The organism is Flavobacterium sp. ENC (assembly GCF_020991415.1).
Taxonomy (GTDB): domain Bacteria; phylum Bacteroidota; class Bacteroidia; order Flavobacteriales; family Flavobacteriaceae; genus Flavobacterium.
Genome location: NZ_JAJMOY010000003.1, coordinates 133,238 through 157,596 on the forward strand (window position 1 = coordinate 133,238; position 24,359 = coordinate 157,596).

The 24,359-nt window shown below is 36.9% G+C and carries 21 protein-coding genes and 1 other RNA gene; 4 read left to right on the forward strand and 18 right to left on the reverse strand.

Features of this window, described 5'->3' with window-relative positions; genetic code table 11:
* Positions 1-77: 77 nt before the first annotated feature.
* From LPB89_RS09390 to LPB89_RS09430, 9 genes are all read right to left on the reverse strand, one after another.
* A complete protein-coding gene (locus LPB89_RS09390) occupies positions 78-503 on the reverse strand; it encodes a cupin domain-containing protein (RefSeq protein WP_230701497.1) in 426 nt (141 codons plus the stop codon).
* Between the two features lie 135 nt (positions 504-638).
* Complete coding sequence (locus LPB89_RS09395; protein ID WP_230701498.1) at positions 639-1,094, reverse strand: DUF1810 domain-containing protein; 456 nt, start codon at positions 1,092-1,094, stop codon at positions 639-641.
* A 160-nt stretch (positions 1,095-1,254) separates the two neighbouring features.
* Positions 1,255-2,997, reverse strand: coding sequence for an ABC transporter ATP-binding protein (locus LPB89_RS09400; RefSeq protein ID WP_230701499.1), 1,743 nt, complete (start codon positions 2,995-2,997; stop codon positions 1,255-1,257).
* 186 nt (positions 2,998-3,183) lie between these two features.
* Positions 3,184-3,654: a hypothetical protein gene (locus LPB89_RS09405; protein ID WP_230701500.1), complete on the reverse strand. Its 471-nt coding sequence runs from the start codon at positions 3,652-3,654 to the stop codon at positions 3,184-3,186.
* 121 nt (positions 3,655-3,775) lie between these two features.
* Positions 3,776-3,961, reverse strand: a complete 186-nt coding sequence (locus LPB89_RS09410; protein ID WP_230701501.1) for a hypothetical protein — start codon at positions 3,959-3,961, stop codon at positions 3,776-3,778.
* A 143-nt stretch (positions 3,962-4,104) separates the two neighbouring features.
* The gene (locus LPB89_RS09415; RefSeq protein ID WP_230701502.1) at positions 4,105-4,881 is read right to left on the reverse strand and encodes a TIGR03915 family putative DNA repair protein; all 777 of its coding nucleotides are present in this window, start codon (positions 4,879-4,881) and stop codon (positions 4,105-4,107) included.
* Positions 4,878-6,143, reverse strand: a complete 1,266-nt coding sequence (locus LPB89_RS09420) for a putative DNA modification/repair radical SAM protein (protein ID WP_230701503.1) — start codon at positions 6,141-6,143, stop codon at positions 4,878-4,880. The genes LPB89_RS09415 and LPB89_RS09420 overlap by 4 nt, the downstream gene beginning before the upstream one ends.
* 364 nt (positions 6,144-6,507) lie before the next feature.
* Positions 6,508-6,903, reverse strand: a transfer-messenger RNA (tmRNA) gene (gene ssrA / locus LPB89_RS09425).
* A gap of 68 nt (positions 6,904-6,971) precedes the next feature.
* On the reverse strand, positions 6,972-8,174 hold the full coding sequence (locus LPB89_RS09430) for a serine hydrolase (protein ID WP_230701949.1): 1,203 nt from the start codon (positions 8,172-8,174) through the stop codon (positions 6,972-6,974).
* A gap of 240 nt (positions 8,175-8,414) precedes the next feature.
* On the opposite strand from LPB89_RS09430, the gene LPB89_RS09435 reads away from it, so the two are divergent.
* Positions 8,415-9,617: an NAD(P)-dependent oxidoreductase gene (locus LPB89_RS09435; protein ID WP_230701504.1), complete on the forward strand. Its 1,203-nt coding sequence runs from the start codon at positions 8,415-8,417 to the stop codon at positions 9,615-9,617.
* A gap of 108 nt (positions 9,618-9,725) precedes the next feature.
* Here LPB89_RS09435 and fumC read toward each other — a convergent pair whose 3' ends face one another.
* The 3 genes from fumC to arsC form a co-directional block, all read right to left on the reverse strand.
* Positions 9,726-11,111: a class II fumarate hydratase gene (gene fumC, locus LPB89_RS09440; protein ID WP_230701505.1), complete on the reverse strand. Its 1,386-nt coding sequence runs from the start codon at positions 11,109-11,111 to the stop codon at positions 9,726-9,728.
* 631 nt (positions 11,112-11,742) lie between these two features.
* Positions 11,743-14,250 (reverse strand): outer membrane beta-barrel family protein, encoded by a 2,508-nt coding sequence (locus tag LPB89_RS09445; RefSeq protein WP_230701506.1) that lies wholly within the window; start codon positions 14,248-14,250, stop codon positions 11,743-11,745.
* Between the two features lie 95 nt (positions 14,251-14,345).
* Complete coding sequence (gene arsC / locus LPB89_RS09450; protein WP_230701507.1) at positions 14,346-14,690, reverse strand: arsenate reductase (glutaredoxin); 345 nt, start codon at positions 14,688-14,690, stop codon at positions 14,346-14,348.
* Between the two features lie 114 nt (positions 14,691-14,804).
* Here arsC and LPB89_RS09455 point away from each other — a divergent pair, with 114 nt between their 5' ends.
* Positions 14,805-15,737 (forward strand): CPBP family intramembrane glutamic endopeptidase, encoded by a 933-nt coding sequence (locus tag LPB89_RS09455; RefSeq protein WP_230701508.1) that lies wholly within the window; start codon positions 14,805-14,807, stop codon positions 15,735-15,737.
* A 7-nt stretch (positions 15,738-15,744) separates the two neighbouring features.
* The gene (locus tag LPB89_RS09460; RefSeq protein WP_230701509.1) at positions 15,745-16,785 is read left to right on the forward strand and encodes an AMP-binding protein; all 1,041 of its coding nucleotides are present in this window, start codon (positions 15,745-15,747) and stop codon (positions 16,783-16,785) included.
* Between the two features lie 85 nt (positions 16,786-16,870).
* Here LPB89_RS09460 and LPB89_RS09465 read toward each other — a convergent pair whose 3' ends face one another.
* From LPB89_RS09465 to LPB89_RS09475, 3 genes are all read right to left on the reverse strand, one after another.
* Positions 16,871-18,100: an RsmB/NOP family class I SAM-dependent RNA methyltransferase gene (locus LPB89_RS09465; protein ID WP_230701510.1), complete on the reverse strand. Its 1,230-nt coding sequence runs from the start codon at positions 18,098-18,100 to the stop codon at positions 16,871-16,873.
* A gap of 146 nt (positions 18,101-18,246) precedes the next feature.
* Complete coding sequence (locus LPB89_RS09470; protein WP_230701511.1) at positions 18,247-20,211, reverse strand: KUP/HAK/KT family potassium transporter; 1,965 nt, start codon at positions 20,209-20,211, stop codon at positions 18,247-18,249.
* Positions 20,212-20,344: 133 nt separating this feature from the next.
* Positions 20,345-21,598 (reverse strand): DUF4887 domain-containing protein, encoded by a 1,254-nt coding sequence (locus LPB89_RS09475; protein ID WP_230701512.1) that lies wholly within the window; start codon positions 21,596-21,598, stop codon positions 20,345-20,347.
* A 118-nt stretch (positions 21,599-21,716) separates the two neighbouring features.
* Here LPB89_RS09475 and LPB89_RS09480 point away from each other — a divergent pair, with 118 nt between their 5' ends.
* Positions 21,717-22,778, forward strand: a complete 1,062-nt coding sequence (locus tag LPB89_RS09480) for an oxidoreductase (RefSeq protein WP_230701513.1) — start codon at positions 21,717-21,719, stop codon at positions 22,776-22,778.
* A gap of 72 nt (positions 22,779-22,850) precedes the next feature.
* Here the strand turns inward: LPB89_RS09480 and LPB89_RS09485 are convergent, their stop codons facing one another.
* Genes LPB89_RS09485 through LPB89_RS09495 form a run of 3 tightly spaced genes read right to left on the reverse strand, consistent with a single transcriptional unit; the run spans position 22,851 to position 24,316 of the window.
* The gene (locus LPB89_RS09485; RefSeq protein ID WP_230701514.1) at positions 22,851-23,309 is read right to left on the reverse strand and encodes a sensor of ECF-type sigma factor; all 459 of its coding nucleotides are present in this window, start codon (positions 23,307-23,309) and stop codon (positions 22,851-22,853) included.
* A 17-nt stretch (positions 23,310-23,326) separates the two neighbouring features.
* Positions 23,327-23,740 carry a hypothetical protein gene (locus tag LPB89_RS09490; protein WP_230701515.1) on the reverse strand — a complete coding sequence of 138 codons (414 nt, stop codon included), beginning with the start codon at positions 23,738-23,740 and terminating at the stop codon, positions 23,327-23,329.
* A gap of 33 nt (positions 23,741-23,773) precedes the next feature.
* Positions 23,774-24,316, reverse strand: a complete 543-nt coding sequence (locus tag LPB89_RS09495; RefSeq protein ID WP_230701516.1) for an RNA polymerase sigma factor — start codon at positions 24,314-24,316, stop codon at positions 23,774-23,776.
* Between the last annotated feature and the right edge of the window lie 43 nt (positions 24,317-24,359).

The window sequence follows — 24,359 nt, forward strand, 5'->3', positions numbered from 1 at the left end:
ATATTAAAGCAAAATCTGAGTGCTTTTTTTTAATTTTCGAAAGCATACCGATGTCAATTGAAATACTAATTTTACGGCTACTTATTGTTAATTGATGTTATGGCACTTTGGTATTCTTCATCTGTGACAGGCTGAAGCCAGGTGACCTGCAAATCGTCTTTGTAGTTTGTAATGGCAATGTGGGTCATGTTTGTATTTTCTGAAGCGCCATGCCAGTGTTCGACATCTTCCGGAATAGTGATGACATCCCCTTTTTTAATAATCCGGGCCGGTTGATTTTTTTCCTGATAATATCCCTGGCCTTCCGTCACCAGTAAGACCTGACCTTTGGGATGTGTATGCCAGTTGGTTCGTGCTTTGGCATCAAAGCTTACACTTCCTGCCGAAAATTCGTTGTTTTTGTCTCTCGCGATTAATGGGGTTAAAAAAGCTTCTCCGCTAAACCAGTCATTAGGCAATGGGTTGCCTTTTGGAAAAAGGGTATTGTTATTTTCTGTCGTCATTTTTTCTGAATTTTTAATTATACAAGCCGGTAACTAAAGTTGCCAGCGGCCTGATATAAAGTTAAGATTTGAATTTTAATTCACTTCAGTTTTTTATATAAAATCAGACTAAGAGTGTTTTATTTCACTTTTAAACTAAGCCACTTTTTCAAGAGCAGGCATCGTTGCATGAGCAATAGACAATGTCAACGGATCTAAATGACCTGCGAAGAAAGTGTCTAAAAGTTCTTTAAAGATAGGATTTGCATTTTCGACCTGACTGAACAGTGTAAGTGAGGAACGCAATTTTCGGGCGTCTAATTCCCCTAGGATACCTTCCGCAGATTTCTTTTTACATTGCAATAAAAGCTGCGCGATTTCTACGAGATGTTTTTCTAAAATAGGATGCTGAAGATAAGCTGTTGCTTCTTTCAGATCTGCAATAGCGTAATAATCGGCTATACTGCTTTTACCGAGTCCTTTTATCTGGGGAAAGATAAACCACATCCAGTGTGATTCTTTTTTCCCTTTTTTAATTTCCGAAAAGGCAGTAAGATATAATTTGTTTTGTGCGTCTAAAAAGCGGGTTAAATCATTATTTGCGTAGGCCATGGTCGAATGTATTTATGATAAAGGTTGTGGTGAAATCCTGTTTTTATCTCTTAAAAGACATTTCAAAAATACAGACGATCCCTATTTTAAATTTATATAATTATCGGGCTTTGTTATATAATTTAAATCTCGGTTATCTGACACCATATCAGCCTGTTGTTTATCTTCTTTCGCCTACCTGCTGACGCCACATCGAGTAATAAAGGCCTTTTTTGTCCAGTAGTTCATCATGTGTTCCGGTTTCGGAAATTTTTCCCTTTTCCAAAACATAAATAGTATCCGCATGCATAATGGTAGAAAGTCGGTGCGCAATTAAAATGGTCATTCGTTTTCTGCTTTGCGAAATTTCCCGGATTGTAGCCGTGATCTGTTCTTCGGTCAGGGAATCCAGCGCGGAGGTCGCTTCATCAAAAATAAGCAGCTGTGGTTTCCGCAACAACGCCCTGGCTATGGAAAGGCGTTGTTTTTCACCGCCTGAAAGCTTCATTCCGCTTTCTCCTAATAATGTATTCAGTCCATGGGAAGCTTTTGCAATGAGTGCTGCTGCCGATGCTTTCTTTAAGGCTTCATTAATTTCCTCGTCGGTAGCAGCAGGATTCACAAAAAGCAGATTGTCCTTAATAGATCCGGCATACAATTGTGTATCCTGTGTCACGAAACCAATTTGTCTTCGCAGAGGATTGTATCGGATCTGGTCGGAGTTAATTTCATTAAAATAAATGTCTCCTTCGACTGGCACATAAAGGCCAACGAGCAATTTGACCAGGGTAGATTTTCCGGAACCGGAGGGACCCACAAAGGCAATGGTATTGCCCAGACTGATTTTAAAGGAAATATCATCAATCGCATTGTAACCGGCAGTTTTATGTTTGAACACTACGTTTTTAAATTCAAGGGATTCCAGTTTATCAACTTCAATAGAATTTTCAGGACGCGTTTCTATGGGCCTGCTCATTAAACGGTCGAAAGTTTTTAAAGAAGCATCTGCTTCCCGGTATAAAATAATCATATTTCCCAAATCCTGCAAAGGGGTAAAAATAGCCGTCGATATAAATTGCATTGCAATGAGTTCGCCTGTCGTAAGTACCTTTCTGAAAATAAGCCACAATAAGATAAACAGAATCGATTGTTTGAGGAGATTTAGCATATTGCCCTGTAAAAAAGAAAGAACACTAACTTTCTTTGCCTTTTGCATCTCCAGATTGTAAATTCTTAGGGTCTGCTGATTCATTCGTTTAATTTCGGCGAAAGTAAGGCCAAGGCTTTTGACGAGTTCTATGTTTCTAAGGCTTTCTGTAATTACTCCGGCTTGCTTATCTGTTTGTCGGTTGATGGATTTCTGTATGCCTTTTATTTTTTTCGAAACCAGTCCTGTTAGCGATCCCAGTAAGACCACACCAACAAAAAAAACAGGAACCAGCAGCCAGTTTTTGTTGATACTGTACCAGATAAGAAACCCCACCCCAATGAGCGAGGAATACATGACATTGATAAAGGAATTGATAAAACGTTCGGAATCTGTTTTTACTTTTTGGAGCACGGATAGGGTAGTACCGCTTCTGCTTTCTTCAAATTCCTGATATGAAAGCCTGAGCGTTTGTTTCAGTCCGTCGTTAAAAATAGACATTCCAAATCCGGCAACGGCTTTTCTGGTAAAATAATCCTGTGCTGCCTTGCTTAGTCTTGCGAATACGGCTATTCCGAGTGCAATTCCAAGCCAGTACAATATTCCGGAAAGCAGTTCATTTTCAGAAAGGTTATTTTTATTGGTGGCATACTGATCTATAATTTTTCCGAATATTACCGGATCAACCAAAGTGAGAAGTTGTGCTATTCCGGCGAGTAATAAAGAAAGAAAAACAAGATTGCGATGGGGCTGTAAATATTTCCAGAGTATTTTCATTAAGCGATTTTTTGAACAGCGTGCAGGTACTGCAATTGATTTTTACTAAGTTACCATTCTTATCTCAAATTTGAAAAGTATTTTTAAGCGAACCTCGAGTATAAAAAAAAATACCTGTAAACAATTTGCTTACAGGTATTTTGTGCATTAGACCGGATTATAGTCTGAATGGTATTATTTTGACTTTTAGTGTTTTCCTTTACCATGACCATTTCCGTGGCCTTTATCTTTTCCGGGACCGTGATCGTGGTCATGTTTATTGTTACCCTTGCCAGGTCTTTGCCCAATTGTTTTTTGAGGGCTTCCTTTGTACCCTTTGCCATATTTTACTTTATGAACTTTGTAATTGTCATAAGGTCTGTCTCCTCTGTAATCAGTAAGGACTACTTTGTACTCGTTATACAGGTCATAATTACGGTAGACTCTTGGTAATGATCTTGCGCGAATCCATTGTCCATTACTTACATAAATATAATTAGCCGTATTTACATCATAATAGGTATCCAGATCCGGTAAATAGTAATAACGGGCATTATCGTATCCGGAAGGTCCCCATGCAGGTGGTGTTCCAATATTTACATTAACAGATACCTGAGCATAAGAAAAGCTCAAGGCGAAAAAAGAAAATATCGTCAATAAATGTTTTAAAGATTTCATAATCGTAGTTGTATTAGATTAATAATTTAGGTTAAAAACAAAAACTAAGCCGAAGTTAAAAATTAAGCAATCAAAAATAGATTTCAGATAAATAACCGGGTAAATAAACTAGTTTGGCGGACTATTTGTTTTGTCCGGGCGCGTATTTCTTTGCACTTTTATCACCGTTCATTTTTTTAGCCTGTCCGGGTGGCACGCGTTTTACTTTTCCGTTAGAACTGTGCGAATGGCTGCCGGAAGTTACACTACAGCTGGCAAAAGAAAAAATTGCCGACAGTAGTAAAATTTTGATCATTGTATTTTTCATGTTTTTCTTCAAAGTTAATTTTTTTAGAAGGACTTTCAACAAAATCATGGATATGTTTGGGAACAACTCTCTTATATGTACGAATAATTCGCGCTTTTAGATTTTTTCATGGTCTAATTTAATTTTTTATACGCCTCATTATTTTATTTTTTAAGGTTTGCCACTTTCTCCGTCAGGTTTTTCCAGTAGCGCTTAGGCATGTGACGAAGGTGAAGACGTGTATTTTTTCGGGATTCAATATTGACATTATTAAAATACTGTACCCACAAATTTTGAAAAAAGGCTTCTTCCTGATCACAAATTTCAGCTAAGAATTTAGCGGAATTTACATCGTCACTAAATTGCAGTTCCACTGTCGAGACTTTTTCAAGGTCATAATAAATGCCGTATTTTCGTTTAGCATCATAAATAAGCCAGCGCTGATCGGCATAGCGGTTCTTAAAATGATTTTCGATTACCGGAAGCACATCACACTCGGGTTCTATAATAGCATAATACAATTCGTCTTTGGTTAATTTAAAACGAACAAAAGCTTTCATTCGGTGGCTTTCCCTTCGGGTTATCTGGGCCGCTTTCCGGATGCCCCAGACTTCACTGTTGGACAAATCTTCTTCTATGTTTTTTTCGGAGGCGAAAACATAGCTGGCAAATCGAAACATAAGATCTTCCGACTGTTCTGTTTCGGATAAAAAAGTGCTGTAGATTCTTTTGAATCCTTCTTTTGAAAGCCTCTTTTTTAAACCATCGGAAACACGTTTTGCTTTTTCAGGATCGGTTACCACAAAATAGGAGGCAGCAAAAAGCAAACCGGTTGCCGGTTCTTCTTTTGCAAAAACGATATCTTTTAATCTGAGCTCGTAAATTTCAAAGACAGCCGTGAGCCATCCTTCAAAAGTACCGTCATATATTACCTGTGTCATGCGCCGAATAGAGAAAGTTGATTGGAGAAATCGTTTTGGTACTTGCTTTTTTGAGTATCTAAAATATGATCTTTGATCTGACTGGCGGTAAAATCCTTCTGCAGTAGAAAGGGCGATGCAAATGCCAGGAAATATTTGGCCCGGCTGTAGGCAATCCCCATTTTCAGTAAGTCCGTTGCAGTGAGTTTTTTGAACTTTCTGGCTGCGACAATTTTTTTGGCGCTTAAAAAACCTATTCCGGGAATACGTTTGATAAGTTCGAGATCCGCCGTATTAATATCGACCGGAAACTGATTCAGGTTACGCAGCGCCCATCCGAGTTTGGGATCAATATCCAAATCCAGATTGGGCTGGTTGAACCCAACAATTTCATTGACATTAAAACCATAATAGCGAATTAACCAGTCGGCCTGATACAGACGGTTTTCACGGATAATGGGAACCGGCGTCCCGATAGCAGGAAGACGGTTGTCGTAGCTTATCGGTACATATCCGGAATAATAGACCCTACGCATGTTCATCTGCTGATAAAAATAGTCCGCCATTCCTAAAATTTCAAGATCACTTTCTTTTGTGGCACCGATTACCATTTGGGTACTTTGTCCAGCAGGAGCAAAGAGCGGTGCTTTGAAGTTGGATTTTCGCTCTTCCTTATGGTCGGCAATTTCATTTTTAAGGTAGTGCATGGGTTTGATCACATCACTGTGATTTTTTTCCGGTGCGAGTAATTTCAGGCTTTGTTCGGTTGGCATTTCAACATTCACACTCAGTCGGTCGGCATACATTCCGGCTTCTTTGAGTAATTCGTCACTGGCTCCGGGGATTGCTTTCAGGTGTATGTAGCCGTTAAAATTATGCTCTAACCGCAATTTTTTGGCGATTCTGACCAGACGCTCCATCGTAAAATCAGGATTGTCAAAAATACCGGAGCTCAGGAATAAACCTTCAATATAATTTCTTCGGTAAAATCCAATCGTAAGGTCCACAACTTCCTGCACCGTAAAGGCAGCACGTTTTACATCATTGCTTTTTCGGCTGACACAATACGCACAATCAAAAATACAATGATTGGTCAGTAAGATTTTAAGTAAAGCCACACAACGTCCGTCTTCGGTATAGGAATGGCAAATACCGGATCCGCTGGAATTTCCGAGTCCCTTGTCTTTATTCTTTCTATTACTCTGACCAGACGAACAAGAAACATCATATTTTGCCGCATCCGACAAAATGGCCAGCTTTTCCATTACTCTTTCATGTACCATTTTAATTTTCTTTTATAGTTGCAAATCGTTATAAAAGCGATGAATCTTCATCCAATAAAATGATCTTTTTAGGATTGCTATTTTGTTTTTGGGAATCATCCTGTTCGCTGTGAAGCAGGCAAACGCTTTTAATCGTAAGTATAAATCGTGGTTTTTATATCTTACGTTTGTCAAAATTAGTGCAATTCGTAACAACTTGATATCGGTTTCGTGTTCTAAATTGTAACAAACAGTGTTAAAGGCTATTCCTGTAAAAATCAGAATGCCTGAACAAAAGGAAGTTATGAAATAGGGATTAATGCCGGGGAGGAATTAAAAATAAAAAATCGCAATTATCAACATATTTGATAATTGCGATATTATTTAGTGGAGTCGCCGGGAATCGAACCCGGGTCCAAACAAGCAACTAAAGAGCTTTCTACGCGTTTATTTCCTGATTGGATTTTCGATGTTGAGCTAGGTCAGGAACAACCACTCAACACTTATCTTCTTAATTTCGAAATCCACCCGAAGCTCATGGAAATCTAGGTCTATTTTTACGGTTCCCCTTTACTGAACGCCACAAACCAAGGCTTTCAAGGAGAATCCAGCTTCCCTATCTGATAGGGACGTGGCTAATCTTACTATAATTCGGATTATGCAGCTAAAGCGTAGTTATTTTCGCCGTGTAAAATTGTAAGATCTTATATTTACGAGCAAGGTCTCAATGCTCGACGTGCTTACTTTTCAATTCGACTTGCTGTCAAAACCAGTCGACCCCAAAAATGAGTTTGCAAATTTATACTATTTGAAGTTAGTTTCGTAATAAAATTTTCAGAAAAATATTCTTTATTCTTCGTCCTTAAAATTAAACGGATAATCGCCGAAAACAGGAGCCAGTTTACGTACAGCATAGGTGTTTCTCGTAAATTTATTCGATAAGGCAATAATGGTAATGTTTTCTTTCTGCAACGGAATGTACGATGAAGTGTAGCCATGCCACCAGCCGTTGTGAAAGTAAAAATTCTGTCCCGTTTCCCAATTGATCATTCGGATTCCCAGACCATAATTTTTGGTGCCTTTACGTTCGTTGCTGTAACCGGTATAAACCTGCTTTAATAATTCAGGTTTTAGGAAGTCAGGGGAATTTCTCGCACGGTCAAATTTTAATAAATCGCGCGGAGTCGAAAAAATGTTTTTATCGCCATAAACGGCATCCATATAATCCAGTCCAATTTCGACATTGTTTCCTTTATAAGACGGAACGATTGTTTTTCTATCTTTTTCCCAATCGAAAACAAAAGTGTGTGTCATTCCGAGTGGCTTAAAAATCATTTCGGTCATGGCTTCTTTATAAGTCAAACCGGTTATTTTTTCAATAATAAGCGCCAGCATGGCATAATTGGTGTTGCAATACGCAAAACGGGTACCTGTGGTCGATTCCAGGCCAATATTTTTAGTGGCCAGAAGCTCAAGAATATCTTTATTGGTCAATTGATTGTGCCTGTCCCAAACCGATTTATCCCTGTCGGTGAAATAAGCGTAGTTTCTCATTCCGCTACGATGACTCAGTAACATTCGAACCGTACATTCCGGATAGGGAAAGGTTTTTAAAATCGTGTTTACTTTTTGGTCCAAATCCAGTTTTCCGGCATTGACCAGTTTTAAAACTGCGGTCGCCGTCAAAACTTTGCTTACAGAGGCAATATGAATCGGAGTATCTGCATTTATAGTCGTTCCTTCATTTTTATCTGCGTAACCGTTATATCTTTCAAAGATAATCTGGCCGTTTTTGGCTACCAGAAAACCGCCGTTCATACTGTTGTTTTTCCAGTTTTTAGTATAAAAGTGATTTATTCTTCCTGCTACTGAATTAATATAAGCCTGGCTTATTTTTTTTTCAGGACCTAACGGTTTCATCTTGGGTAAAGTATCTTCAACCGCTGTAATCTCTTTTTCTTTATTCTTGATATCTTTTCCGCACGATCCTAAAACTAAGATTAGAAAAAGTATTTGTGGTATATTTGTTTTTTTAAGGAAGCTCATTTTCATCATTCTTTAAAAACAAATATATAGAATTCAATACTTTTGATTTGCCATTTTTTAATCTGCAGAATATAGTTTTTAACTTTTTTTTAACTTCTTTTTTTTGTAGTCGATTGGGCATCAGCTTTTAACATTATAAAACTGTTTGAAATTATAGAATTACAACAAAAATTTAACTTATTTTGTTATATTTGAAACAAATTGAGTTTGAAAAGTTATATTAATATTTACTTTAATCCGATATAAATGAAATTTGGCATTATAAAAGAAAGAAAAAACCCACCAGACAGACGTGTTGTCTTTGCCCCAAATGAACTGACAAAACTGAAACAGCTTTATAAAGACGCTACAGTTAAAGTTGAAAGTTCAGATATTAGAATATTTTCTGATGTTCAGTACCAAAGTTTAGGGATAACTATTACAGATGATGTTTCCGGCTGCGATGTTTTATTTGGAGTGAAAGAAGTTCCGGTAGAAAATTTGATACCAAATAAATCATATTTCTTTTTTTCCCATACCATCAAGAAACAACCTTATAATAGGAAGCTGTTACAAGCTATTTTAGAGAAAAATATCGATTTATACGATCATGAAACTATCGTAGACAGCAACAACAGAAGGCTGATCGGATTTGGAAAATATGCCGGAATGGTCGGCGTTTATAACGGAATTCGCGCTTTCGGAATAAAATTCGAATTGTTTAAATTGCCTAAAGCAGAAACTCTTGCCGGAAAAGATGCCCTGATTATGCATCTGAAACGCATTACATTGCCCCCTTTAAAATTTGTGATTACCGGAACCGGTAAAGTAGGAAGCGGAGCGAAAGAAATTCTGGACGCCATAAAAATAAAAGAAATTACGGTTGAAAATTATTTAACCAAAAACTATACGCAACCGGTTTATGTGCAGCTGGATGTGTTGGAATACAACAAAAGAATTGACGGACAGGTTCTTGATTTTAATGATTTTTTGGCACATCCGGAGGCCTACGTTTCTGATTTTGAAAAATTTACGAAAGTAACCGATATTTATTTTACGGGACATTTTTACGCCAGTGAAGCACCGGTAATTCTGACAAGGGAAATGTTGAATGCCAGCGACTGCAGGATAAAAGTAGTAGCCGATATTTCCTGTGATGTCAATGGTCCGATTGCCTGTACCTTGCGTGCTTCTACGATTGCAGAGCCTATCTATGGATATTGGCCGGTAGAAGGTACAGAAGTGGATGTTTTTCATCCCGGCGCAATTGTCGTAATGGCGGTGGATAATCTGCCATGCGAAATTCCAAAAGATGCCAGTGAAGGTTTCGGCGAACAATTTATGGAACATGTCATTCCCGCTTTCTTTAATGGAGATAAGGACGGAATTCTGCAAAGAGCCAAAATAACGGAGAAAGGGAAACTGACCCCGAGATTCAGCTACTTACAGGATTATGTAGACGGGGAATAAGTTTTTAGTCTCAGTCTCAGTTTGCAGTCTCAGTTTACAGTCTGGGAGGGTAGTGTAAATTTACCATTCCAACAACTGAAAACTGAGACTGACACTGAATACTTTTTTTTACACCATTTCGTTCGGTTTTACCCAGGCATCAAAATCCTCCGGAGTCACATAACCTAAACGAACAGCTTCCTCTTTTAGGGTTGTGCCGTTTTTGTGTGCGGTTTGCGCAATTTCAGCGGCTTTATAATATCCGATTTTGGTATTTAGTGCGGTAACCAGCATCAGTGAATTGTCTACCAATTCTTTGATGCGTTTGTGGTTCGGCTCGATTCCCTGTGCACAGTGTTCATCAAATGAAACACAGGCATCTCCCAATAAATGGGCTGACTGAAGGAAATTGGCAGCCATAACAGGTTTGAAAACATTCAGTTCATAATGCCCCTGCATACCACCAACAGCAATGGCCATATCGTTTCCGATCACTTGTGCGCAAACCATGGTCAAAGCCTCGCATTGTGTCGGATTTACTTTTCCGGGCATTATGGAGGATCCCGGCTCGTTTTCGGGAATATGAATTTCCCCGATTCCGGAACGCGGCCCTGAAGCTAACATTCGGATGTCATTCGCAATTTTATTTAGCGAAACAGCCAGTTGTTTTAAGGCTCCGTGTGTTTCTACAATAGCATCATGAGCTGCTAAAGCTTCAAATTTATTTTCAGCAGTAACAAAAGGATGGTTGGTGAAATTTGCAATATATTCCGCTACTTTCACGTCGTATCCTTCCGGAGTGTTAAGTCCTGTTCCTACTGCGGTTCCTCCGAGTGCAATTTCAGCTAAATGCGCCAGCGTATTCTTCAATGCTTTTAATCCGAAAGTTAATTGGGCAGCGTAACCTGATATTTCCTGGCCTAAGGTAAGCGGCGTGGCATCCATAAGGTGGGTACGGCCAATTTTCACTACATCTTTATAAGCTATTGCTTTCGCTTGCAATGTATCTCTTAACTTTTCTACACCCGGAATGGTGGTTTCTACAATCATTTTATAGGCGGCGATATGCATTCCGGTTGGAAAAGTATCATTGGAGGATTGTGATTTGTTGACATCGTCATTTGCTTTTATGAATTGCTCGCCTTCACCAATTTGAAAACCTTTAAGAACCTGCGCGCGGTTGGCGATTACTTCATTTACGTTCATGTTGCTTTGCGTACCCGAACCTGTCTGCCAGATCACCAATGGAAACTGATCGTCTAATTTTCCTTCTAATATTTCGTTGCAGACTGCTGCAATAGCGTCTCTTTTTTCGAGAGGCAAAACACCCAAATCGTAGTTGGCATACGCAGCTGCTTTTTTTAAATAAGCAAAGCCTTCTATAATTTCTTTTGGCATAGATGCCGAAGGTCCTATTTTAAAATTGTTTCTGGAACGTTCTGTCTGCGCACCCCAATATTTATCGGCCGGGACCTGAACTTCTCCCATGGTGTCTTTTTCTATTCTGTATTTCATTTGTTTGATTGTATAATATATTTGTAAAATGTATTCTTTAAAATGTGATCGTAGAACACTAAGTCCGTAAACTGCGACTGCGACTACAACTGCAAACGGAGACCGAGACTGAAAACTAAAAAAAAAGCCCTTATTTAAAATCAGTTTAAATATACGGATAATTGTGATTTTATAAAAATTGATTTGGTTTTTATTGGCAAGGAAAAATATAAAAGCTACATTTGTGCTTACATTCAAAAATTCCGGAAAACATGTTTGAATTTTCACAGTACTTAGGTTTTTTACTTTTCTTAACCATACTAACTATAGGGTTTTGGTTAATGTTCTTCTTAGTTGGTTTCGTATCTTATTGGGTTACGGGAGCAAGCTGGGAAATGTTCAAAGAAATGAGAGCAAAGAAAAAGCGAGAACAATCGATTTAATATTAAATTGATTTCATAAAAAAAGGACCCGTTTTTACGAGTCCTTTTTTTTATTCCGAAAATTCAAATTCCAATGTAGAAAATTCAAATTCCAATATAGAAAATTCAAACTTCAATAAAAAAAAATCCAAATTCCAATTTCTAAAACTTATAACTAAGTATTCGAAATTGGAATTTGGATTTTAAAATTTTTGGAATTTTAACCTAAGTTATCCCGGAAATTCTCCACCGCCATCATTTCCTCCTTCTTTCTGGCCAGGATTCTTTTCTCTTTCATTTTTAGCTTTGTTAAAACGATACGTGAACGATAAGTTGAATTGACGTTTACGGAATTGCATTTCGCCATAGGATGTCTGACTCTCAAATGTTGTATCATTTTGGAGATACGTATAAGACCTCATGATTCTGGAGTTAAAAATATCACTAATATTGAAAGCAATTGTTGCTTTATCTTTTAATACGTCTTTGCTAAATGCTGTATTCATAGAAAATTGACCCAGGTTTTTACCCTGCGCTGTTTTTTGTTCGCCGTTATAAACACTGCTCAGTTGCCAGTCGATTTTGTATGGTAAAGTTACTTTTGAACTAATTCTTGCGAACCATGTATTAGCTTGATTGTTAAGGTTCTGTGTTATTAGATTTCCTTTAGTATCGGTGTATGAGTTTTCTCCGGTAGTTTTTACGTTATATAAATTGAAGTTACTGTTTAATCTCCACCATTTAAATGGCGTATAATTTAATGTAAACTCAAAACCAAATTTTTGTTCTTTTCCTAAGTTAATTGGCCTGCTTTTAATAACCGGAATTCCATCAATTGTTTCACCTGGTTGAGGAGTTACGACCTCGCCATCAGGAGTTACAACATCACCTGTAGGAGATCGTACAAAGCTAAAAACATCTTTTGTGTCTTCAAAATAAGCGGAAGTATTGAATGTTACTTTGTCCCAGCGTTTGATATATCCGATATCATATTTATCTGTTAGAGAGGGATCTAAATCCGGATTTCCCTGAAAGATATTTACATTACTTGAATAGTTTACTGCGGGGTTCATGAAACGGCCTCTTGGTCTTGATAAACGTTTGCTGTAACTTGCTGTAAAATTACTCTGATCTGAGATTTCGTAGCTAATAAAAGCACTTGGAAATAAATTATTGTATTTCTTCGTATTGAATTCCTGTGTATCTAAAAGATTCACCTCGATATTAGTGTCTTCCCAACGCAAACCAAATAAATAAGAGAATTTATTTACCTTGAATCCATATTGAGTGTAAATTGCGTTTATGTTTTCCTTGTATTCTAAAATATTTGATGATTTTGGATCCGGAATACCCTGATTGTTGGTTATGACATATTTGTTGTTCAGGTCGCCAAAACTTCCTTTGTATCCAGCTTCAAACTGACTGCCTTTTCCTAATGGCAAAACATAATCAGCTTGTAATTGTACTTGTTTTTGAACCTGATCATTTAACGTAGTATTGAAATTTGGAGCTGCAGTAATAATACTATTACTATCATCTGTATTTCTTGAAATCGATAAATCAGCGGTAAGTTTATGTCCTTTATCGTTGAAGTTTTTAATTAAATTTGAAGTATATTCTACGTTTTCGCTATCAGTATCCCCATTGTTTAAACGGAAAGAAGTTCCCGTAAAAATATGATTGGCATCAAAATTATTGTAGTTAATTAAGTCTCTGGTATCTCCAGTGCTTTTTTGGTAATTAATAGCATTTGTCCAAAAAGTATTCGGAGCAACTGTCCACTCTATACCGGCTCTTCCGTTAAATCCATCATTTGTTCTCTTAGTATCACGATCTTCATCTAAGAAACCTTTAGGGCTGCCGTTAGCATTAAAATATTCCGTATTTGTTAATCCGCCACCTTCATTGGTTCTATAGTTGTACCCTGCAGTCGTAAAGTAGTTTAATTTTTCGGTTTTATAATTCAGGTTCGCACTTAAACCATAAGTTTCAGGAAGTCCCGTAGAAGCAATAAAAGTTCCGTTAAGACCCTGGTTTTTTCCTTTTTTAAGGATAATATTAATTAAACCTGAACCACCTTCGGCATCATAACGCGCAGACGGATTGGTAATAACTTCTACTTTGTCAATCGCATCGGCAGGCAGCTGGCGTAAAGCTTCGGCCACATTAATGGCATTTGAAGGTCTTCCGTCAATTAAAATCCTGATATTGTCACTTCCTCTTAAGCTGACATTTCCTTCGGTATCGACAGAGACAGACGGCACATTATCCAAAACGTCACTAACAGTTCCGCCCTTTACCATCATATCCTGCCCAACGTTATAGACTTTTTTGTCCAGTTTTATTTCCACGGTAGATTTTTCTGCACGAACGACAACTTCATTCAGCTGTGCCGCATCTTCAGAAAGATTTACAACACCTAAATTGGTGTCGCCCTGAATGCTTTTTTGTTTGATTTCGGTTGCTTTAAACGAAATAAATTCAATTTTTATGTCGTAAGTTCCCGGAGCAACAGCCACTTCAAATTCTCCTTTAGGATTTGTAATTCCACCTGCAATAACTTTAGTATCATTAGGGGCCATAATCGAAATTGTAGCATATTCCAAAGGTTGTCTGCTTACTTTTTCGAAAACTTTTCCGGTAACTTTTACCTTGTTGCCAGATGGCGGCTGTTGTGCATAGTTGTAAAAACTTGTAAAAAGCACTACAAGTAATACAGCAAATTTGATTTGTTTCATTGTTGTTTTTGGTTTCTTTTTCTTCTTAGACCGCAAATTTAGCTTTTGGTTTAAAGAGAAAAGTCACAAAAAAATGTTAAGGCTGTTCTTTATAATCATTCTAAAAAAGAAGCTACTACATCCAGATTTCTTCCAATGATGGCTTTTCCGTCTTTTATAACAATCGGACGTTCGATTAAGATGGGATGATCGGCCATAGCCTGGATAATTTCATCATCAGTCATGGTCTTTTCCTTATAATTTTCGATCCAGATTTTTTCTTTAACCCGCACTAACTGAAGGGGCTTTAAATCTAGTTTTCCAAGTAAGGATTTTAAATCAGCAACGGAAGGTGTTTCTGTGAGATACGGAATGATTTTGTAGTCCTGACCGGACTGGTCCAAAAATGCAAGACAGCTTCTTGATTTTCCGCAACGCGGATTGTGGTAAATTTCTATCATTTTATTTTTTTAATTTATTAGAGGATAGTTAAAGTAAAAAATTCGGTATTTTAGCAATACCAAAAATAAGACTTACTTATTAAACTGAATTCTCATTTTTAAACTTTTATAAATATGTTTTTAGAACAAGGAATTAAACCCGAAAATAAATTCTGGAAATATCTTTTAGGATCTGTTTTCATCATTACCGCTTCATTTATTGGTCAGATTCCTTTTTCTATTGCGGTTCTTTATAAAGCTTTTAAATCAAATAAGTCTTTTCCAACGGACAGTGATTCGGCTTTAAAAATGTTTGAACCCAATCTGACGTTGTTTTTGGTAATGATTTCTTTCGCTTTTGCTTTTGCCGGAATTTACTTTGTGGTGAAATACCTGCACAATCAGACTATTTTGTCCATAACAACATCCCGCAGTAAAATAGACTGGTCCCGGGTTTTGTTTTCTTTTGGATTATGGTCGATTTTCTCTGTAATTAGTTTTTTAGTAGTGTATTATAAATCCCCTGAAAATTTTGTGTGGAATTTTAAATTGGTTCCATTTGTAATTCTGGTTGTTATTGGCAGTGTGCTGATTCCGATACAGACCAGTACGGAAGAGTATGTTTTCAGAGGCTACCTGATGCAGGGATTTGCTAATCTGGCTCAAAACAGATGGTTTCCGTTAGTGCTGACCTCGCTAATTTTTGGTTCAATGCATATTTTTAATCCCGAAGTGGCTAAGATGGGTTATATTATTATGATTTATTATATAGGTACAGGCTTCTTTTTAGGTGTTCTGACGCTTATGGATGAAGGTATTGAATTGTCGTTAGGTTTTCACGCTGCCAATAACCTGATAGGGGCACTGTTGCTAACTTCGGACTGGTCGGTTTTTCAGACGAATTCTATTTTTAAGGATATGTCGGAACCTTCAGCAGGTTTAGACGTGATTCTGCCTGTTGTAGTCATTTACCCGATTCTGCTTTTTATTTTTAGTAAAAAATACGGCTGGAACAACTGGAAAGAAAAATTAACTGGTAAAACTACTATTGTAAAATCATCAAATTAAAAATTTCATGTTAGAATTAACACATAATAATGTCCATAACTATTTTAAGATAAACGGATATCATCTCAACGCGGCAGATTTATGCCGTGTGGCTTACAGTTATATCAAAGAAGGGGATTCGAACGAGCAGGCCATTGGCGAATTTCTTCTGGACTGGTTCGATAATAAGGAATTTATCGAAATGAGAACCTCCGGAACAACCGGGCTTCCAAAATTGGTTCGTCTGGAAAAACGGGCAATGATCCATTCCGCTTTAGCGACCGGAGACTTTTTTCTTTTAGAACCCGGAGACAAAGCCTTATTGTGTTTACCGGTTCAATTTATAGCAGGGAAAATGATGCTCGTAAGAAGTTTGATTTTAGGTCTTGATCTGGATATAGTAGCTCCAAGTACGGCGCCTTTACTTTTAAACACTACTCAGTATGACTTTGTCGCGATGGTTCCGCTGCAGGTTCAAAATTCAATTGAAGCGCTAAAAAACGTAAAGAAATTAATTGTTGGAGGAGCAAAGATGGATGCCGCTCTTGAGGAAAAAGTATTGCCCCTGAAAACAGAGGTCTACGAGACGTACGGAATGACCGAAACGATTACACATATCGCGGCCAGAAAGGTCGGAGAGAATGTTTTTACGGTTCTGCCAAATGTAAAAATAGAGCAGGATGAGCGTGGTTGCCTGGTTATTACGATTCCGGTTATGTCAGAAGATCCTGTAGTCACTAATGACCTGGTTGAAATTGTAAGGGAAAACCAGTTTATATTTTTAGGAAGAATCGATAATGTCATCAATAGTGGGGGAGTAAAGCTTATTCCCGAACAAATAGAAGCCAAGCTGCTTGATAAAATTAACGGAAGATTTTTTGTAACAGGAATTCCTGATTCTGTCCTGGGCGAAAAACTGATTCTGGTTATTGAAGGCGAAAAACAAGATTTTCCAACTGATTTTTTTGATGGTTTAGGTAAGTATGAAAAACCAAAAGAAATTGTTTTTGTTCCAAAGTTCAAAGAAAACGAAAACGGGAAATTATTGCGTAAACAGAGTTTGGTTTAACAAATAAAAGTTCAAAATAAAAATCCCAAATTCCAATTTAGCGGTTGGAATCTGGGATTTTTTATTTTGAGGAATTTATCTCGAATTATTCTTTAATTACAGCATCTTTACGTTCCATTAAAGCCATGTAAAATCCGTCGAAACCAGATTCTGAGGCCAGAATTTTACGATCTTTTACGAATGTAAATTGTTTTCCGATTTCAGTTTTTAAGAATTTTTCTACCTGTTCCTGATTTTCAGATGGTAAAACAGAACACGTAGCGTACACTAATTTTCCGCCTGGCTTTACAATTTTAGAATAACTCTCTAAAACTTCTGCCTGAACTTTACGGATGTTATCGATAAATTCAGGTTGCAGTTTCCATTTGGCATCAGGGTTTCTTTTCAGCACTCCTAAGCCGCTGCAGGGAGCATCTATCAGGACACGATCTGCTTTTTCATGTAATTTTTTGATCACTTTGGTAGTGTCAATGATACGGTATTCAATATTAAAAGCACCATTTCTTTTTGCTCTTAATTTCAGTTGTTTCAGTTTGCTTTCGTATAAATCCATTGCAATCAGTTGTCCTTTGTTTTCCATCAAAGAAGCAATGTGTAATGTCTTCCCTCCGGCTCCTGCGCAAGTATCGACAACACGCATTCCTGGTTTTACATCAAGAAAACGGGCAACCAGTTGTGAATTTGCATCCTGAACTTCAAAAAGTCCCTGTTTAAAAGCATCCGTCAAAAATACGTTTGCTCTTTCTTTTAAAACTAAAGCTTCCGGCTGGTCTTTTAAATATTCTGTTTCAATATTCAGATCCATCAGGGTATTTCTCAGGTTTTCTTTCGTTCCCTTAAGTGTATTGGTTCTTAAAATAACTTTTGCAGGCTGGTTTTGTGCAGCAATCTCGGTTGACCAGACTTTTTCGCCTAATTCCTTAACTCCCAATTCATCCATCCAGTCCGGAATAGATTCTTTCAGCGCCCTGATTTTAGAAAGCTCGTCAAAACGGCCTTTGATTTTTCTTTCCGGTGTTCCTTCCAGCTGTCTCCAGTCCGGAATAGGGTATCCTCTAAGAACAGCCCAAACAGCAAACATTCTCCATAAATTGTCCCTGTCAAAAGGCTCTTTTACTTCTGCAATTTCTGCGTATAATCTTTTCCAACGAACAATTTCGTATATCGTTTCAGCAACAAACTTCCTGTCGGAACTTCCCCAACGTTTGTCTTTTTTTAATGCTCTTGCTACCACTTTGTCTGCATATTCTCCTTCATTGAAGATCGCATTTAAGGAATCGATGGTAGTATAAACTAAATTTCTGTGTAATCTCATTTTAATTATTTGAGTTGCAAAGGTACTATTAATTGATTGAAAGTTAAATTTTTAATTTTGATTGTTATTTTGACTTTCATTAAAAAGAAAAAAAACACTCTAATAAAGTTTAAAAGAGTGTTTTCTGAATTTATTTTGGAATAACTTTATTTTATAATTCGTGTTAATCCAATATTTTCCGGAGCATGAAGCACCATCGGGAATTTCTCTATTTTTACGGAACTGCTGTCTAAGCCAAAAGCTCTTTCTTCAGATAAACTTAATTTTTTGATAAAGAAATACGAGTTCATGATGATATTTTCGTGCCATCTTAAATCGTTGTCATTAGAAAGGAATTTCTCAGACAGTACAAATTTAAAGTCTCCGATAATATTATTTTTGTTTAAGGACTCATATCGGCTGGTAATATCTACTTCGCCATTTTTTACCATATCCCTGATTACTTCACGGAACATGAGGTTTATTTTGGTTGGTTCCCTGAATCCTAAATTAAAATCGACTCTGTAAATATCGTCTTTTGCAATTTCGGTAACTTTATATTGTGTTTTGTAAGGTTCAGTTAAAATGTTAACATGTACAAACCAGTAAATGTCAGCTCTTTTTGGGCGTTTTTGCAGGATTGAATACATTACTTTCTGCTCTAATTCATCAACACGGTTTGCATTGGTCATATAAACCAGATGCGTAGCATATTTTGGAATAGATAAGTCTTCACTCAATTCCATCAATACTTTTTTATAGTCGTCGATTTTGACAATTTTAGTATAGTTTTTATTGATTTTCTTAGCCAGATACCAGATGGTCATAATCGAAATTAAAACCGCTGCAATGATTAAAGTTACATAACCGCCTTCGGCAAATTTGGTAACATTGGCAATTAAAAAGCTAAATTCAATTATAAGGTAAATTGTAATTAACGGCACCATGAAAATTAACTTAATACGTTTCATGATCAGGTAATAGTTTAGTAAGATAGTCGTCATGATCATACATAAAACGATTGCCAGACCATAAGCATGCTCCATGTTGCTTGACTTTTCGAAATGGAGAACAATTCCGACACATCCAAAAAACAGCAGCCAGTTGATTGACGGAATATACAATTGACCTTTTACTTCGGTCGGATATTTGATTTTTACTTTCGGCCAGAAATTAAGTCGCATCGCTTCATTGATCAAAGTAAAGGATCCGCTGATTAAGGCTTGTGAAGCAATTACGGCAGCCAAAGTTGCGATAACAATTCCTACCGGCTGAAACCAGTCCGGCATGATCAGATAGAATGGATTTCCATTTTCTCCTCCTAATGCCTGTAGCGTCTGACCTTCATGATGGATCAAAAAAGCAGCCTGACCAAAATAATTTAATACTAAAGTAAGCTTCACAAAAATCCAGCTGATTCGGATGTTTTTTCTTCCGCAATGCCCCATGTCTGAATACAATGCTTCTGCTCCGGTGGTACATAAAAATACAAGTCCAAGAACAAAAAATCCTTCAGGATGTATCTGTAATAAGTGATACGCATAATAAGGGTTAAGTGCCTTTATAACTTCGGGGTGATGTGAAATCTGAATAACTCCTAATGTTCCTAACATGGTAAACCAGATTAGCATCATAGGGGCAAAGAATTTACCTACTAATTTAGTTCCAAATTGCTGAATGGTAAAAAGAACAAATAAAATTCCAATCACAATCGGAATCGTATTAATCTGCGGATAATAGGTTTTTATTCCTTCTACAGCGGATGAAACCGAAATTGGCGGAGTTATAATTCCATCTGCCAGCAGGGCACTACCTCCAATAATTGCCGGGACAATCAGCCATGTTATTTTGGTTTTTTTGACTAATGCGTACAATGCAAAAATCCCTCCTTCACCGTGATTATCGGCACTTAAGGTGATAAGAACGTACTTTATGGTAGTCTGTAATGTCAATGTCCAGAAAACACATGAAATACCTCCTAAAACAATGTCAGCACTAATGATGTGTTCTCCCAGAATGGCTTTCATTACATATAATGGAGAAGTACCAATATCTCCATAAATAATCCCTAGTGTGATTAGTAAACCTCCAATAGACAACTTACTGTGTAAGTTTTTATGCGCTGCGCTCATGTATGTTTTTATAAAAGACGGTTGCAAATTTACTGTTTTAAAATAAATTAGCGTCAATTAAAATTAAAAAGATAAAAAAAAGCACAATCGTAAAATTGTGCTTTGATTTTTATTAGAAATGTAATCAGCAGAATTAACCTCTTCGGTTTCCACCTCTTGAGCCAGAGCCGTTTTCTCTTTGCGGCTGGCTGCCTCTTGATTCCTGATTTGCTCTTGGAGATTCAGTTCTTTGGGGTGCCTGTGCTCTTGAAGTGTTTGCTCTGTTTTCAGAACCTCCTCTGTTTTCGGGCATGCTTCTTGGTGTTTCTGTTCGTTGTACCGGAGCAGTTCTGTTAGAATTCCCTCTGTTTTCGGAATAAACTCTGGTGTTGGTTTCATTCGAGTTTCTTCTCACATCATTTCTTTGCGTGTTTTCGACTCTTGCCGGAGTGTTTACATTTGCGGCGTTATCTCTGTTTGTCGTTGTGACACGATTGGTGTTGTAATTTCTATCAGAAGGTCTGTTTACAGTTGCGTTTCTGTTATCATTGTTTCTATTATCATTGTTTCTGTTATCATTGTTTCTGTTATCTGTACCAGTTGTTCTTCCGGGATTGTACCTGTTGGTGTTGTTCACGTTTTGGTTTCTGCCGGCTTCTCTGGTTGCCACACGTCTCTGATCTAATTCGTATCTGTTATTGGTGTTGGCATGTCTTTGAGAAAAACTATAATTTGGGCGTCTTGTTTCATATCCGTAAGAACGTCTTGTTGCGTACAAAACCGGAGCCCTGTAACTTCTTCTCGTATTTACGTAATTATAATGGTTGTTTACATTAATACAAACATTGATATTTCTTCTGTATCTGTAAATAGGGTAAGGTCTCCATGCTGTATAGTAAGTAGGGTAGTAGTTCCATCCCCATGTAGAATAATAAGGTCTGTAATTGGTTATCCAGAATGAAGTGTAAATTACCGGAGCTACATTGTAAACAGGCTCATAGATATAATTATCCCCATATAAATAAGAGTTTCCTACCACCTGGACAACGACTTTATTAGAGTTGTCTCTTTCGATATCAATTGTAGCGATATCCTGATAAACATCACGATCCAGTACAGCCTGAATGATTACAACGTGCGTTCTGTCTTCTACAGATTCGATTACGCGCAGGTAGTCCACTTCGTCATCGTCATTTAAGTCAAGGTTAGAGATTTGATATTTAGGATCATTAAGGCGTCTTTCAAAATCCTGGAGATTGGCTGATTCTCCAAATATTGAGGCAACAGCCCTAAGGTCTAAATTGTCGCTTATATCTGAATTTTTTGCATAAACAGTAGTTTGGCTTTGCGCCTGAACTGTACTAAAACCTAATGTTAGTAATGCTATAAAAAGTAGTTTCGATTTCATGACAAATCATATTAAGATTAATATGGTGAGGTATCCAATTACTGTGCCAGAAAAAAAATCAAAACATATTTTATATGTTATAATTAATTGTATTTTAGCATGAAAAAAAGTGATTAATATGAAAAAAGTAATTTTATTTTTTGGTGCTTTTGTTTTATTTATGTCTTTTAAAACATTGAATAATAATGAAAAAGATATTGTAAACACTGGCTTCACCTCAGTACAAATAGAAACTTTATTTCAGGATAAAATCAGCATCAGGGCCATTTCAATAGACAAAAATAAGGTTTGGTACGGAGGGGATAATTCCCGTTTTGGATGGTATGATTTAGGTACAAAAGAAAAATTTGAAGATCATATTTACAGGGATACTTTAAAATTAGAATTCAGAAGTATTGCCCAGACTTCAAAAAGTATTTATTTATTAAGTGTCGCCAATCCTGCCTTATTGTATCAGGTGTCGAAAAAGACGCATAAAGTAAAATTGGTTTATAAAGAAGTCAATTCGAAAGTATTTTACGACAGTATGCAATTCTGGAATGATAAAGAAGGCATTGCAATCGGCGATCCTACAGAAGATACGTTCTCGATCATTGTTACCCGTGACGGAGGGGAAACCTGGACAAAATTATTATCCGATAAATTGCCGACAAATGCCAAGGGTGAAGCCGCTTTTGCTGCCAGCAATTCCAATATAGTTATTAAAGGAAATGATACCTGGCTGGTTTCGGGAGGAAAAAAAGCCCGCGTTTTTTATTCTTCGGATAAAGCAAAAACATGGAAAGTTATGGATACGCCCATTGTTCAGGGAAAAACAATGACAGGTATTTTTACAGCTGATTTTTACGATTCCAAACATGGGTTTATTGCCGGTGGGGACTATGAACTTCCTGATCACAAGAAAGATAATAAGGCATTTACAAAAGATGGCGGAAAAACCTGGGAGCTTATAGGCCAAGATCAGGGTTTTGGTTATGCTTCCTGTATACAGTACGTACCCGGAGGAAATGCAAAGGAACTGGTTTGCGTTGGTGCTGCAGGCATTCAGTATTCTGCAGACGGAGGTCTTTCCTGGAAAGAATTGTCAGATGACAATAAATTCTTTACCATTCGGTTTATCAATAAAAATACGGCAATTGCGGCAGGTCATAATAAAGTAGCCCGATTGCATTTTAATTAAAATAATAAGAACCCTAAATAATAAAGTAAGTATTATTATATAGGGTTCCTATCGCTGTTGTTTCTTTTAATCTTAGTTTTTAGCCGCTTTATCCCGATATTGTTTTAGTAATTTTCGGTTAAAATCATCTTCTGATTTTTTAAGCTTCAGTATTTTTTTTGCTGAAAGTACTTTCTTAAGATTCGTCATGTACTTTTCACGTAAAAGATATAATTCTTTATCTGTGCTTTCTATTTGGGAAAGGAGCACGGCAGCTTCTTTTTCTGAAAGTGAATTGATATTATCATCGTCCAGCTTTCGCAAATACGTTTTCATCTTGTCGTGGCGCAATTCAAATTGTTTGTCGTCAAACGCATTGTAAATAGGCCAGAATCTCTCCGCTTCTGTAGACGTAAGTTCGAGTTCAGTGGTTAGAAAAGAGACTTTGTAAGCTTTGATTTTTTCGCGTTTCTCATCTACTTTATCATTTTGTGCATAAAATGAATAACTAACTAAAAATAGAAATAGCGGAAATATATTTTTGATTTTCATATTTTTATGTTTTTGTTTTATTCTGAGATTAAATTTTCAATATTTGGATTGGAAGACAGAATGTCCTCAAGTGTTTCCTGTTCAAGAGCCACATTTTTATTAAGCGACTCGATATCTTTGGTGTCAAGCTGATTGATTAAATCATACTGATTCAGATTCGACTGATACGCCAAATAGGTTTCTAACGTATTTTCGTCAAGTTCTTTTGAGGTGTTGTTATAGTTGTTTACGATCGGAATCATTAGGGCAATAACAATCACGGCTGCAGCAAGCATAGTAAGAACCCTTTTGCGTCTGTAAAAAGGAATCACTTTTACTTCTCTCTCATTAATTTGCTGTAAAACTTTCTCTGAAAGAGTATTAAAATAATTTTCAGGGGTTTTAAAGCCTGTCGTTATTTTCGGTTCGTTTTCTAATTTAAATGCTTTCATAATGTTTATAAGATATGTTTTATAACAAAAGGTTTAATTTGAAGTAACATATAATTCAATTTTTTTTACGGCATGATGGTAAGATGCTTTCAGTGCACCAACAGAAGTCCCCAGAATTTCTGCGATTTCTTCGTATTTTAATTCCTCAAAATATTTCATCTTAAAGACCAGTTGCTGTTTCTCGGGCAATGTTACTATGGCTTTCTGGAGTTTCAATTGTATCTCGTCTCCGTCAAAATAGACATCGGCCCGTAAATTTTCGATCGTTTTATTTTGCAAAGCCTCAGAGGTTATTCCGTTTAGTTTTGCTTTCTGGTTCAGGAAAGTCAAAGCTTCATTGGTTGCAATACGGTACATCCAGGAAAAAAGCTTGCTTTCTCCTTTGAAATTCTTTAAATATTGAAAAATTTTTACAAAAGTATTCTGCAGCACATCATCGGCATCATCATGATTCAGAACAATGTTTCGAATATGAGCATACAAGGGCCTTTGATAATCGGACAAGAGTTTTTGAAACGCTGTGTTCTGCGTTTGGGGATTTAGTAATTGTGCTATAAATTCCTTCTCGTTTGTCAAACTTGTTGATTTATCTTGTTAGAATGAATTTAAAACAAAAGGT

Excerpts from the sequence above, each read along its gene's own strand:
- LPB89_RS09390 (WP_230701497.1), bottom strand. The coding sequence starts at position 503 with ATGACGACAGAAAATAACAATACCCTTTTTCCAAAAGGCAACCCATTG.
- LPB89_RS09395 (WP_230701498.1), bottom strand. The coding sequence starts at position 1,094 with ATGGCCTACGCAAATAATGATTTAACCCGCTTTTTAGACGCACAAAAC.
- LPB89_RS09400 (WP_230701499.1), bottom strand. The coding sequence starts at position 2,997 with ATGAAAATACTCTGGAAATATTTACAGCCCCATCGCAATCTTGTTTTT.
- LPB89_RS09405 (WP_230701500.1), bottom strand. The coding sequence starts at position 3,654 with ATGAAATCTTTAAAACATTTATTGACGATATTTTCTTTTTTCGCCTTG.
- LPB89_RS09410 (WP_230701501.1), bottom strand. The coding sequence starts at position 3,961 with ATGAAAAATACAATGATCAAAATTTTACTACTGTCGGCAATTTTTTCT.
- LPB89_RS09415 (WP_230701502.1), bottom strand. The coding sequence starts at position 4,881 with ATGACACAGGTAATATATGACGGTACTTTTGAAGGATGGCTCACGGCT.
- LPB89_RS09420 (WP_230701503.1), bottom strand. The coding sequence starts at position 6,143 with ATGGTACATGAAAGAGTAATGGAAAAGCTGGCCATTTTGTCGGATGCG.
- LPB89_RS09430 (WP_230701949.1), bottom strand. The coding sequence starts at position 8,174 with ATGAAAATGAGCTTCCTTAAAAAAACAAATATACCACAAATACTTTTT.
- LPB89_RS09435 (WP_230701504.1), top strand. The coding sequence starts at position 8,415 with ATGAAATTTGGCATTATAAAAGAAAGAAAAAACCCACCAGACAGACGT.
- fumC (WP_230701505.1), bottom strand. The coding sequence starts at position 11,111 with ATGAAATACAGAATAGAAAAAGACACCATGGGAGAAGTTCAGGTCCCG.
- LPB89_RS09445 (WP_230701506.1), bottom strand. The coding sequence starts at position 14,250 with ATGAAACAAATCAAATTTGCTGTATTACTTGTAGTGCTTTTTACAAGT.
- arsC (WP_230701507.1), bottom strand. The coding sequence starts at position 14,690 with ATGATAGAAATTTACCACAATCCGCGTTGCGGAAAATCAAGAAGCTGT.
- LPB89_RS09455 (WP_230701508.1), top strand. The coding sequence starts at position 14,805 with ATGTTTTTAGAACAAGGAATTAAACCCGAAAATAAATTCTGGAAATAT.
- LPB89_RS09460 (WP_230701509.1), top strand. The coding sequence starts at position 15,745 with ATGTTAGAATTAACACATAATAATGTCCATAACTATTTTAAGATAAAC.
- LPB89_RS09465 (WP_230701510.1), bottom strand. The coding sequence starts at position 18,100 with ATGAGATTACACAGAAATTTAGTTTATACTACCATCGATTCCTTAAAT.
- LPB89_RS09470 (WP_230701511.1), bottom strand. The coding sequence starts at position 20,211 with ATGAGCGCAGCGCATAAAAACTTACACAGTAAGTTGTCTATTGGAGGT.
- LPB89_RS09475 (WP_230701512.1), bottom strand. The coding sequence starts at position 21,598 with ATGAAATCGAAACTACTTTTTATAGCATTACTAACATTAGGTTTTAGT.
- LPB89_RS09480 (WP_230701513.1), top strand. The coding sequence starts at position 21,717 with ATGAAAAAAGTAATTTTATTTTTTGGTGCTTTTGTTTTATTTATGTCT.
- LPB89_RS09485 (WP_230701514.1), bottom strand. The coding sequence starts at position 23,309 with ATGAAAATCAAAAATATATTTCCGCTATTTCTATTTTTAGTTAGTTAT.
- LPB89_RS09490 (WP_230701515.1), bottom strand. The coding sequence starts at position 23,740 with ATGAAAGCATTTAAATTAGAAAACGAACCGAAAATAACGACAGGCTTT.